Below are 12,357 nucleotides of genomic sequence, written 5' to 3' on the forward strand. Positions count from 1 at the left end.
GGTCAGCCTACCAAATAAGTTGCGGTGGCGGTGGCGAGATGATGCCCCCGGTTGTTGTGCAGCTCCGCGCGCGCCACGGAGATCTTATTGCCGCCGCGCAGTAGGTGGCTGGTGACGGTAAAGTGCTCGCCGTGGCCGGGCAGCAAATAATCCACCCGCATGTCAATCGTTCCCATGCGCGCCAGCCGATGACGCAGATCCTGCTCCGACAACGCGGGCTGGCGCAGCAATGCGCCGGTGACGCAGGTTATGCCGGCGGCGACGTCCAGTACCGAGGCGATAACGCCGCCGTGAAGAATACGCTGTAGGGCGTTGCCCACCAGCTTTTCATCGCGCGCGAATTCGAGTTGTGCGGCGTCGTTCTCATGTTGTGTAAGCTTCAGGCCTAATTCGCGGTTGAACGGCATATGATAAACGAAGATATCCCCGATCAAACGGCGGGCGTGATCGGCGGTAAGGGGGGTTAAAGACATAATTAATTCCGGATTGAGGCAACGCTCACCGCGCGGGGTAAGGGAAATTATAGGTTTATAGTATGCTTAATTAATATGGCTTACTAGTCTCGGATGGTCGCAGCCACTTTAGGCAGTTTTCCCTAAACGAAAATTTCTGGAGCGTGTAAAATGATTAGCTTTGAATGCTTGTGTTGCTGGGTTACGCGCTTTCGGAGAACATTTTATGCGCAGACTTTGGGGAGCCACGGCTCTCTTGCTGGGATCGACGTCTTTCGTTTACGCACAGGAAGCCACGGTTGAGAAGATCCACGATACGCCGGCGGTGAAGGGAAGCATCATTGCCAATCTGTTGCAGGAGCACGACAATCCTTTCACGCTGTACCCGTACGAGAGCAACTACTTGCTCTACACCTATACCAGCAACATCAACAAACAGGCGATAAGCAGCTACGATTGGGCCAATAACGCCAAAAAAGACGAAGTAGCGTTCCAACTGAGTCTGGGGTTCCCGCTGTGGCGCGGCATCGCGGGGGATAACTCGCTTTTGGGCGCCTCATACACCCAGCGCTCCTGGTGGCAGTTATCCAACAGCGAGGAATCGTCGCCCTTTCGTGAGACCAACTATGAACCGCAGCTGTTCATTGGCTGGGCAACGGATTATGATTTCGCAGGCTGGACCTTGCGCGATGTGGAAATGGGCCTGAACCATCAATCCAACGGCCGTTCGGATCCGACGTCGCGCAGTTGGAACCGCGCCTATACGCGGCTAATGGCGCAAAACGGCAACTGGCAGGTGGAAGTCAAACCCTGGCTGCGGCTGGACGACAGTAGCGATAACCCGGATATTATCAAGTACATGGGCCACTACCGACTGAAGATAGGCTATGCCTGGGGCGAGAGCATCTTTAGCGCGGAAGGGCGCTACAACTGGAATAGCGGCTACGGCGGCGCGCAACTGGGCTGGAGCTATCCCGTCAGCCGCCACGTGCGTTTTTATACCCAGCTGTTTAGCGGCTATGGCGAGTCGCTAATCGATTATAATCATCGGCAGACCCGTATAGGGATGGGCTTTATGCTCAATGATATGATGTAATTCACAGGGACTTAACCACGGACGCCCCCCTGCGGCGTCCGTCTGAAGACAAAGTTGGAGCAGATGTGTCTACGGCGGAAATAATCCAGCGGGAAGCGCTGGCGGAGCAGGTGTTGCACGACACCTTTGGCTACCAGCAGTTTCGGCCGGGCCAGCAAGCGATCATTCACGCGGTTCTGAGCGGCCGCGACTGCCTGGTGGTGATGCCCACCGGCGGCGGCAAATCGCTGTGCTATCAAATCCCCGCCCTGGTGATGGATGGGCTGACGCTTGTGGTTTCACCGCTGATTTCGCTGATGAAGGATCAGGTCGATCAGCTGCTGGCCAATGGCGTGGCGGCGGCCTGTCTGAATTCCACCCAGAGCCGCGAGCAGCAGTACGAGGTGATGGCCGCGTGCCGCAGCGGGCGCATTAAGATGCTGTATATCGCGCCCGAGCGTCTGATGATGGATAACATGCTCGAGCAACTGCAGCAGTGGCGGCTGGCGATGATAGCGGTGGACGAGGCGCACTGCATTTCGCAATGGGGACACGATTTCCGCCCGGAATACCGCGCGCTCGGGCAAATCAAACGCCATTTTGCGACGCTGCCGTTTTTGGCGCTGACCGCCACCGCGGACGAGGCCACGCGGCAGGATATCCTGCGTTTGCTGGATTTGCGCGATCCGCTGATCCAGGTCAGCAGCTTTGACCGCCCCAATATTCGCTACACGCTGGTGGAGAAATACAAGCCGTTTGAGCAGCTCTGGCACTTTGTGCAGGGCCAGCGCGGCAAGAGCGGCATTATCTATTGCAACAGCCGTTCGCGGGTGGAAGATCTCAGTGCGCGGCTGCAAAGCCGCGGCGTCAGCGTGGCCGCGTACCACGCTGGCCTGGAAAACGAGCGCCGCGCCCAGGTGCAAGAGGCGTTTCAGCGCGATGATTTGCAGGTCGTGGTGGCGACGGTGGCGTTCGGGATGGGGATTAATAAGCCCAATGTGCGCTTTGTGCTGCATTTTGATATCCCGCGCACCATCGAATCGTACTATCAGGAAACCGGTCGCGCCGGTCGCGACGGTCTGCCGGCCGAAGCCATCTTGCTATACGATCCGGCGGATATGGCCTGGCTGCGGCGCTGCCTGGAGGAAAAACCCGCCGGCCAGCAGCAGGATATCGAGCGCCATAAGCTAAACGCCATGGGCGCTTTTGCCGAGGCGCAGACCTGCCGGCGGCTGGTGCTGCTGAATTATTTTGGCGAAGGCCGTCAAATGGCGTGCGGTAACTGTGATATTTGCCTCGATCCGCCCAAGCGCTATGATGGGCTGGAGGAGGCGCGTAAAGCGCTCTCCTGCATTTACCGGGTCGGGCAGCGTTTCGGTATGGCCTATGTCGTTGAGGTGCTCAGAGGCGCCAACAGCCAGCGTATTCGTGAAAACGCGCACGATCGGCTGCCGGTATACGGTATCGGCCGCGACCGCAGCAATGAGCATTGGATAAGCGTGCTGCGGCAATTGATCCACCTGGGGATGGTCAGTCAGAATATCACCCAGCACTCGGCGTTGCAGTTGACCGAGTCCGCGCGGCCTGTGCTCAGGGGCGAGGTGGCATTGATGCTGGCGGAGCCGCGGGTGACCAATTTGAAAACCCGCACCGCCCCCAAAACCTACGGCGGTAACTACGATCGCCCGTTATTCGCCAAACTGCGTAAGCTGCGCAAAACGCTGGCGGACGACGCCAACGTCCCACCCTATGTGGTGTTCAACGACGCCACGCTGCTGGAGATGGCCGAGCAATTGCCCACCGACAGCGGCCAGATGCTGCGGATCAACGGGGTGGGGAATCGAAAACTGGAGCGTTTCGGGCTTCCGTTCCTGGCCCTTATCCGCGAACATCTGTCCGACGAAGATCCGCCTCTGCCCGTGCGCTAAGCGCGCCCGGGTTGGGGCGGCCGCCGTGCGGCGGGCATCGGCACGGGCCGCGGTGTAGCGGGACAGTCATCCACTGACGCGCGGGGCACGATGCTCCGGCGTTTTATTTCAGGAGCAGGAAAAGTATGTTAATGCTGTTTGCCACCGTGGCGCTGGTGCATTTGATCGCCCTGATGTCCCCCGGTCCGGATTTCTTTTTCGTCTCGCAGACCGCCGCCAGCCGCTCGCGCCGCCAGGCGATGTACGGCGTCATGGGTATCACCCTCGGGGTGGCCATTTGGGCGGCGGTGGCGCTGTTGGGGCTGCATCTGCTTTTGAGCCGTATGGCCTGGCTGCATAACCTTATTACCTTTGGCGGCGGCCTGTACCTTTGCTGGATGGGTTGGCAACTGCTGCGGGCGGCGGCGCGTCGGCAGGCCCCGGCGGGTGATAATCCTCCGGCCGTTGCCGTTGCCGTTGACGGCGGCCGCGAGCATCGCTTTTTACGCGGCCTGCTCACTAATCTGGCCAATCCCAAGGCGGTTATCTATTTCGGCAGCGTATTTTCGCTCTTCGTCGGCGATAATATCGGCGCCGGCGCCCGCTTTGGGATATTCGCCCTGATTTTGGGCGAAACCCTGCTGTGGTTTTCATTGGTGGCGGTGGTGTTTGCCCTGCCGGCGATGCGCCGCGGTTATCAGCGTCTGGCGCGCTGGATCGATGGCGTGGCCGGCGTGTTGTTTGCCGGCTTCGGCATTAACCTTATTTTGTCGCGCTAAGGCGCCGCCGGACAATGTGCCGGGTGCGTAATGCCCAGTGGCTAACCCGTGAACGGCAGTTCGCCGCGTTCTCTAACGGCGAGCTGCTGGATTTTTGGCGCGGGCGGGAAGAAGGCGAATTTGCCGGCGCGCAGGCGCTGCCGATTCGTTTTGTGCGCTTTTGCGCCCCCGGCCATGATAAAGTGGTGGTCATCAGCACCGGCCGCATCGAAAGCTATGTTAAATATCCCGAAGTGGCCTATGATCTGTTCCATTGCGGCTATGATGTGATGATTATCGATCACCGTGGACAAGGGCTTTCCGGCAGACTGCTGGCAGACTCCCACCGCGGTCACGTATTGCAATTCGCCGATTACGTCAGCGATTTCGCCCGCTTCTGGCAACGGATTGTCCAACCGGCCGGCTACCGCAGACGCTTTGCGCTGGCGCACTCCATGGGCGGCGCCATTCTCGCGCTGTTCCTGGCGGAGCAGCCGGACGCCTGCCACGCTGCCGCGCTGTGCGCGCCGATGTTCGGGCTGCGGTTGCCGATGCCGCGCTGGCTGGCCTGGCGTATTCTGGAGTGGGCGGAACTGCGGCCGTCGATGCGCGATCGCTACGCGGTAGGCACCGGCGCTTGGCGGCCCCGACCGTTCACGGTCAACATGCTGACGCACAGCGACCAACGCTATCGCCGCAACCTGCGCTACTACGCCGATTATCCGGAGCTGCAACTGGGCGGCCCTACCTACCACTGGGTGCGCGAGGGGATACTGGCCGGGGAGCAGGTGCTGGCACAGGCCGGCGCGATTACCACGCCGGTGCTGCTGATGCAGGCCGGAGAAGACAAAATCGTGGATAACCGCAGCCACCGGGCGTTCTGCCAGGCGATGGCCCTGGCGGGTCATCCCTGTGAAAATAACGGCCCAATAACGATTACGGGCGCGCGTCACGAAATTTTATTCGAGACTGACCCGCTGCGCGCGCAGGCTCTTACGTTAATCGCTGATTTCTTTATGCGGCATCATTAATCTGCGGCGCTGGTTTCGCCGCGTACACCAGAGGTTTTATCGCCCCATGTTCCATATTGTTGCGTCCGATCTTGATGGTACACTGCTTTCACCGGCTCATCGGCTCACCCCCTACACCAAACAAACGCTGCAACTCCTGACCGCACGTGGTATCCACTTCGTGTTCGCCACCGGCCGCCACCATGTGGACGTGGCGCAGATGCGCGCCAATCTGGAGATTGACGCCTATATGATCACCTCTAACGGCGCGCGGGTACACAACACCGCCGGCGAGCTGATCTTCTCCCACAATTTGGATGAAGATATCGCCGCGGAGTTGTTCAGCGTAGTGCATCAGGATCCGAAAATCCTGACGAATGTCTTTCGCAATGATGAATGGTTTATGAACCGTAATCGCGCCGATCAGGAAGATTTTTTCCGCGAATCCACCTTCAAATATCAGGTGTATCAGCAGGGCGCGCTGCCCACCGACGGCATCTGCAAAGTGTATTTCACCTGCGACGACCATCAGCGGCTGCTGGTGTTGGAAGAAGCGCTCAACGCCCGCTGGGGCGATCGGGTCAACGTCAGCTTCTCCCTACCGGTTTGTCTGGAGGTCATGGCGGGCGGGGTTTCCAAAGGGCACGCGCTGCGGCAGGTGGCCGGCCTGCTCGGCTATCAACTTAAGGATTGCATCTCCTTCGGCGACGGGATGAATGACCAAGAAATGCTGGCGATGGCCGGCAAGGGCTGCATTATGCAAAATGCCCAGCAGCGTCTGAAGGACACCTTGCCGACCCTGGACGTTATCGGCAGCAACGAAGACGATGCGGTGCCCCGATATCTACGGACGATGTATTTGGGAGAGGAATAAAAAATGCTTTACAACTGCGAATGATAATGATTACTATTGCCATGCTTACCGGCCATTGCGATACTGGCACGGGAGCACGACATTGCTCACATTGCTTCCAGTAATTTCAGCCAGCCTGTGCGCTGGCTTTTTTTTATACCCTCATTAGCCCTCTGTCGCCTATCATTCGATTTTTTTGAACTTAGCGGTGATATTTTTCCGCTATTATTCTGCTGTGCCGCGCTTAGACTGGAGGAAAATAGTGAGGAGAATTGAATATGAACTTTGTACGTGCCGCCAACGACCGCGGCTATGCCCAGCATGGTTGGCTGACCAGCCGGCATAGTTTTTCCTTTGCCGACTACTATCATCCCGATTTTATGGGATTTTCCGCGCTGCGGGTGATCAATGAAGATATCATCGCCCCCGGTGAAGGCTTTGGCACCCATCCCCATAAAGACATGGAGATTCTGACCTATGTGCTGTCCGGGACGGTTGCGCACCGGGATAGTATGGGCAATCAGGCGCAGATTCACGCCGGCGAGTTTCAGATTATGAGCGCCGGGACCGGGATACGGCACTCCGAATACAATGCCCGCGACGATGCGCCCCTGCATCTCTATCAGATCTGGATATTGCCGACGCAAACCGGTCTGCCGCCGCGCTACGAACAGCGGCGCTTCGCGGCGCCCGAAGGCCGCCAACTGGTGCTATCGCCGGATGCCCGCGACGGCTCGTTGCGGGTGTTCCAGGATATGACGCTGACCCGCTGGGCGCTCCCGCGCGGCCGGTCGGACGCTCTGCCGATCGCGCCCGATCGCCGGCTGTGGCTACAGGTGGTTGCCGGCGCGTTGACGGTGAATGAAAAGACGCTGGCGGCCGGCGATGCGCTGGCGGTGTGGGATGAAAGCCGTATCGCGCTGGCGGCGCACGAGGACAGCGAAGTGCTGCTGTTTGATCTGCCGCCGGTATAACCGGGAAAAAATACTCGGCCAGCCTTTTTTTTGTTAAACTTGGCTGAATCGTCGGCGGAGGTTAACAAGTTAATAATGAAGAAAAAAAGGCCGGGACTGCAGGATGTTGCCGATCAGGTTGGGGTCACCAAAATGACGGTAAGCCGCTATCTGCGCGATCCGGATCGGGTTTCCCAGGCGCTGCAGGCAAAAATCGCCGCGGCGCTTGACAGGCTGGGCTATATTCCCAATCGAGCGCCGGATATTCTCTCCAATGCCACCAGCCGCGCTATCGGCGTTTTATTGCCTTCGCTGACCAACCAGGTTTTCGCCGAAGTCCTGCGCGGCATTGAACAGGTCACCGATGCCAACGGCTATCAGACCATGCTGGCGCACTATGGTTATTCGCCGGAGCTGGAGGAGCTGCGGCTGACCTCGCTGCTCTCTTATAATATCGATGGCCTCATCCTGTCCGAACGCCATCACACTCCCCGCACGCTGAAAATGATCGAAGTGGCCGGCATTCCGGTAGTGGAAATCATGGATTGCGTTTCACCCTGTCTGGATATGGCCGTGGGTTTTGATAATTTCGAGGCGGCCCGGCAGATGACCCGCCTGATTATCGAACGGGGACACCGTCAGGTGGTGTACTTCGGCGCCCGGCAGGATGAGCGTACCATCATCAAACAGCAGGGGTATGAGCAAGGCATGCGCGACGCCGGCCTGCCAGCGTATAGCGTCATGATGGCGGATTCTTCCAACTATACCGCCGGCGTGGAGCTGCTGCGCCAGGCGCAGCGAGAATATCCCGGCATTAACGGTATCATCAGCACCAACGACGACCTGGCCATCGGCGCGCTATTTGAATGCCAGCGCCAGGGGATCGCCGTGCCCGCTAAGATGGCGATCGCCGGCTTCCACGGTCACGACTTCGCCCGGGTTGTCCATCCGCGCTTGGCAAGCGTACTCACCCCCCGCGAGGAAATGGGGCGCCTGAGCGCCGACTGCCTGCTGGCTCGCCTGCGGGGTGAGCCTCGCGGCGATGGGCAAATCGACGTAGGTTTCACGTTATTGGCGGGTGAAAGTATCTGACAACCCCGGCGCGCGGACAGGCGACGCCGCCGCTGCCGAACGTTAACGATACTAGGGCTGCTCTGCTTCCGGCCTGACCCTAACCGGGCGGTGAAAGTCTCTGGCCCTGCGCCCGGGGTCAGAATATGATCCCGCTCCCAAAACGCTAATATAGTTCCCCCATGCATTCCTTAGCGGGCGATGTTACCGGTATCATGATACCGGTAACATCATCTCGTACGATATGATTTGAAGACTATCACCGATTGACCGACACGCGAAATGCCGGTCCGGACAGATATCCATTGGGGAATTATCATGCCACTTTTTATTGTTGCCATTGGTGTAGCACTGCTGCTGCTCCTGATGATCCGTTTTAAATTGAACGGTTTTATCGCCTTAATCCTGGTTGCGCTGGCGGTAGGGGTTTTGCAGGGCATGCCGGTCAATAAAGTTATCGGGTCGATTAAAAACGGGGTTGGCGGTACGCTCGGTAGCCTGGCGCTGATCATGGGCTTTGGCGCCATGCTGGGTAAACTGCTGGCGGACTGCGGCGGGGCTCAACGCATCGCCACCACGCTTATCGACAAATTTGGTCAACGCTATATTCAATGGGCGGTGGTATTAACGGGCTTCACCGTCGGTTTCGCGCTGTTTTACGAGATTGGTTTTGTGCTAATGCTGCCGCTGGTGTTCAGTATCGCCGCCAACGCGCGTATTTCGCTGCTCTATGTCGGCGTGCCGATGGCCGCCGCGCTGTCGGTGACGCACGGCTTCCTGCCGCCGCACCCCGGCCCCACCGCCATCGCCGCCATTTTCCACGCCGATATGGGTAAGACTCTGTTGTACGGCACTATCCTCGCTATCCCGACGGTCATCCTGGCCGGCCCGGTGTATTCGCAATTTCTGCGCCATATCGACAAGCCGGTGCCGGAAGGTCTGTACAATCCGAAAAAATTCACCGAGCAGGAAATGCCGAGCTTTGCCGTCAGCGTCTGGACTTCGCTGGTGCCGGTGGTATTGATGGCGCTGCGCGCCATCACCGAAATGCTGCTGCCGGCCGGCAATCCTATCTTGGCTTACACCGAGTTCTTCGGTGATCCCATCATGGCCACCCTTATCGCGGTGTTGATTGCCATTTTCACCTTTGGTCTCAATCGGGGCCGCAGTATGGATGACGTAATGGGTACCATTACCGATTCCATTAAAATCATTGCCATGATGCTGCTTATCATCGGCGGCGGCGGGGCGTTTAAACAAGTGTTGGTTGACAGCGGCGTGGATAAATACATCGCCTCGCTGATGGAAGGTAGCACCATCTCTCCGCTGCTGCTGGCCTGGACCATCGCCGCCACGCTGCGTATCGCACTGGGTTCGGCGACCGTCGCCGCGATTACCGCCGGCGGTATCGCCGCGCCGCTTATCGCCACCACCGGCGTTAGCCCCGAGCTGATGGTCATCGCCGTCGGCTCCGGCAGCGTGATCTTTTCCCACGTCAACGATCCCGGCTTCTGGCTGTTCAAGGAGTATTTCAACCTGACCATTGGTGAGACCATCCGCTCCTGGTCCGTGCTGGAAACCATCATCGCGGTCAGCGGCCTGGTGGGCTGTCTGCTGCTGAATATGGTAATTTAACCTTATCCGCCTACGCTCGCGCAGTCCGGCCTGGCAGTCTGCCTGCTGGGCCGGGTTTTACCCATCGACCGCCTGCCGCTTCTTGAGCGTGCGGGCGGTGGTCACGCCCGGTCTAATGATTGACGATGTGGTCTCCCGTCCCTAAGTACGCAGATAAGCGCGCACGCCGTCCAGGAACATCTGAGTCGAGATCATGACCAACAATAACCCCATCAACCGCTCAAGCGCGCTGACCCCTTTACTCCCCAGCAACCGCAGAAAAACGTTGGACAACATCAGGATGACGACCGACAGACCCCAGGCGATGAGTAAAGCCAGGACCAAATGGTTGATTTGCAGTGGATATTGATGCGATAGCAGCATCAGCGCCGCCAGAATAGACGGGCCGGCGACCAGCGGGATCGCCAGCGGCACCAAAAACGGCTCCTCCCCCGCCGGCAGGCCGGTGCTGTTCCCTTCTTGAGAAGGAAAAATCATTTTGATAGCGATCAGAAAGAGGATAATGCCGCCGGAGATGGATACCGTTTCGGTGCGCAGGCTGAGAAACGACAAAATATGTTCGCCGGCAAACAGAAAAATCAGCATGAGAAGCAGCGCTATCAGCATTTCCCGGATGACGATAACGCGCCGCCGCTTCGGCTCCAGATGTTTGAGCACCGACATGAATATGGGCAGGTTGCCCAAGGGATCCATAATCAGAAATAACAAAACGGTGGCCGATATCATTTCACTCATTATTACCTCAACGTCATCAGCGCCGGCGCCCCGGCAACGGCAGGGGAAGAGTATAAGCGCCGCTGCTGAAAAAGGGCTTAAAATCGAATAATTTCACTTGCGGCATTTCGGCCACATTTTGTATGGTGGACAGAGTGTATCCTGCTGACGCTGTGCAGTAAGAGCACGCGGAAGAGTTTGTCACCCCCTACGGCAGGACAGTTAAACATGAAAAACGTTGGTTTTATCGGCTGGCGCGGTATGGTCGGTTCAGTGCTAATGCAGCGCATGACCGAAGAGCGCGATTTTGACGCCATCCGCCCGGTATTTTTTTCCACCTCCCAACATGGTCAGCCCGCGCCGGCGGTCAACGGCCAGCAGGGCGTGCTGCAAGATGCACGGGACCTGGCGGCGCTCAGCGCGCTGGACATTATCGTGACTTGCCAGGGCGGCGATTATACCAACGAAATCTATCCGCGGCTGCGTGAAATCGGCTGGCAAGGCTATTGGATTGATGCGGCGTCGTCGCTACGTATGCGCGATGACGCGATTATCATTCTCGATCCCGTTAACCAGGCGGTGATTCAGCAGGGTCTGGATCGCGGCATTAAGACGTTTGTCGGCGGTAACTGCACCGTGAGCCTGATGCTAATGTCGCTGGGCGGGTTGTTTGCCCATGATTTGGTGGAGTGGGCCTCGGTTGCCACCTACCAGGCGGCATCCGGCGGCGGGGCGCGCCATATGCGTGAACTCCTGGTTCAAATGGGGCAATTGCACGACGCGGTAGCGAAACCGCTGCAAAATCCGGCATCGGCCATTCTGGATATCGAGCGGCGGGTCACCGATCTGACCCGCAGCGGCACCCTGCCGACGGATAACTTTGGCGTGCCGCTGGCCGGTAGCCTGATCCCCTGGATAGATAAGCAACTGGAAAACGGCCAGAGCCGCGAAGAGTGGAAAGGCCAGGCGGAAACCAACAAAATCCTCAACACCCGTCAGGCAATTCCGGTGGATGGGTTGTGCGTGCGCATCGGCGCCCTGCGCTGCCATAGCCAGGCGTTTACGCTGAAGCTGAAGAAGGATGTTCCGCTGGCGGAAATTGAACGTTTGCTGGCAACCCATAATGACTGGGTGACCGTGGTACCTAACGATCGAGAACTGTCGATGCGGGAATTGACGCCGGCGGCGGTCACCGGCACGCTGAAAACGCCGGTCGGCCGGCTGCGTAAATTGAACATGGGGCCGGAGTATCTTTCGGCCTTCACCGTCGGCGATCAGCTGTTGTGGGGCGCCGCCGAACCCCTGCGCCGCATGCTGCGCCAGTTAGCTCACTGATAGTTGCCCCTTGCCGCCGGGTGCGAAGGACCGATTACCGCACCTTGCCGCCTGCCGCGAGGGGCGGAGAATCGCCCTTCGCCGTGTCGCCGGGTAAACTGACTTCACTCGCGCACGTCCACCTGCTTTTATTTTCTTTCTCCCTGTGCGACCGGCGCCGGATTAATGCCTGTGGCACTCTAAGCGCCATCGGGCGCCGGCGATTCAGGTAGGCTGATATTCTCATGTCCCAGCGCAATGAGGAAAGATGACGCGCATGACGCGCCCGCGCCAGAGTAGGGTCGGCCCCTCCCGTCATCGGCGCAGACCCGCGCGGCGTACTCTCCGCCTATCCGTTGATTCACGATCCGCGGGTGCTCGTCATTCATTGCGTTTGATGCAACACCCGTCGCCAACGTGTTTTTTTGGCTGATAAAAAATTTAACTGAGTGAAGTTAAGTTTTTCATAGGCTTAATAGTTAATAAAAAATTTCGTTAAGCAAGCCTGAACGCGCGGTAAACATTTGTCTATGCTTATTATTGAGAGTTCCATGATTACGTTCTCATCGTAATTGTCTCTCATATGGAAACTTTCTGCTCCCTTGTCACGTACGT

The 12,357-nt window shown here is 58.2% G+C and carries 11 protein-coding genes; 9 read left to right on the forward strand and 2 right to left on the reverse strand.

All coding sequences use genetic code 11. The features are described from left to right. Positions 1-2: 2 nt before the first annotated feature. Entirely contained in the window at positions 3-473 is a 471-nt protein-coding gene (locus SANT_RS01710) for a thioesterase family protein (protein WP_025420596.1), read from the reverse strand. A gap of 205 nt (positions 474-678) precedes the next feature. Here SANT_RS01710 and pldA point away from each other — a divergent pair, with 205 nt between their 5' ends. The 8 genes from pldA (at position 679) to gntT (ending at position 9,714) form a co-directional block, all read left to right on the forward strand. Beyond that, complete coding sequence (gene pldA / locus SANT_RS01715) at positions 679-1,548, forward strand: phospholipase A (protein WP_025420597.1); 870 nt, start codon at positions 679-681, stop codon at positions 1,546-1,548. 65 nt (positions 1,549-1,613) lie between these two features. After that, on the forward strand, positions 1,614-3,455 hold the full coding sequence (gene recQ, locus SANT_RS01720; RefSeq protein WP_025420598.1) for an ATP-dependent DNA helicase RecQ: 1,842 nt from the start codon (positions 1,614-1,616) through the stop codon (positions 3,453-3,455). 125 nt (positions 3,456-3,580) lie between these two features. After that, positions 3,581-4,213 carry a threonine export protein RhtC gene (gene rhtC, locus SANT_RS01725; protein ID WP_025420599.1) on the forward strand — a complete coding sequence of 211 codons (633 nt, stop codon included), beginning with the start codon at positions 3,581-3,583 and terminating at the stop codon, positions 4,211-4,213. Positions 4,214-4,227: 14 nt separating this feature from the next. After that, a complete protein-coding gene (gene pldB / locus SANT_RS01730) occupies positions 4,228-5,223 on the forward strand; it encodes a lysophospholipase L2 (RefSeq protein ID WP_025420600.1) in 996 nt (331 codons plus the stop codon). Between the two features lie 46 nt (positions 5,224-5,269). Continuing rightward, positions 5,270-6,076 (forward strand): sugar/pyridoxal phosphate phosphatase YigL, encoded by an 807-nt coding sequence (yigL, locus tag SANT_RS01735; protein ID WP_025420601.1) that lies wholly within the window; start codon positions 5,270-5,272, stop codon positions 6,074-6,076. A gap of 257 nt (positions 6,077-6,333) precedes the next feature. After that, complete coding sequence (locus SANT_RS01740) at positions 6,334-7,029, forward strand: pirin family protein (RefSeq protein ID WP_025420602.1); 696 nt, start codon at positions 6,334-6,336, stop codon at positions 7,027-7,029. A 75-nt stretch (positions 7,030-7,104) separates the two neighbouring features. Beyond that, entirely contained in the window at positions 7,105-8,100 is a 996-nt protein-coding gene (gene gntR, locus SANT_RS01745) for a gluconate operon transcriptional repressor GntR (protein WP_025420603.1), read from the forward strand. A gap of 297 nt (positions 8,101-8,397) precedes the next feature. Further along, the gene (gene gntT, locus SANT_RS01750) at positions 8,398-9,714 is read left to right on the forward strand and encodes a gluconate transporter (RefSeq protein ID WP_025420604.1); all 1,317 of its coding nucleotides are present in this window, start codon (positions 8,398-8,400) and stop codon (positions 9,712-9,714) included. Positions 9,715-9,855: 141 nt separating this feature from the next. Here gntT and SANT_RS01755 read toward each other — a convergent pair whose 3' ends face one another. Next, on the reverse strand, positions 9,856-10,449 hold the full coding sequence (locus SANT_RS01755; protein ID WP_038668084.1) for a YhgN family NAAT transporter: 594 nt from the start codon (positions 10,447-10,449) through the stop codon (positions 9,856-9,858). Between the two features lie 207 nt (positions 10,450-10,656). On the opposite strand from SANT_RS01755, the gene asd reads away from it, so the two are divergent. After that, entirely contained in the window at positions 10,657-11,763 is a 1,107-nt protein-coding gene (gene asd / locus SANT_RS01760; protein ID WP_025420606.1) for an aspartate-semialdehyde dehydrogenase, read from the forward strand. Positions 11,764-12,357 lie beyond the last annotated feature (594 nt).

It is taken from the genome of Sodalis praecaptivus, from assembly GCF_000517425.1.
Classification (GTDB): Bacteria; Pseudomonadota; Gammaproteobacteria; order Enterobacterales; family Enterobacteriaceae; genus Sodalis_A; species Sodalis_A praecaptivus.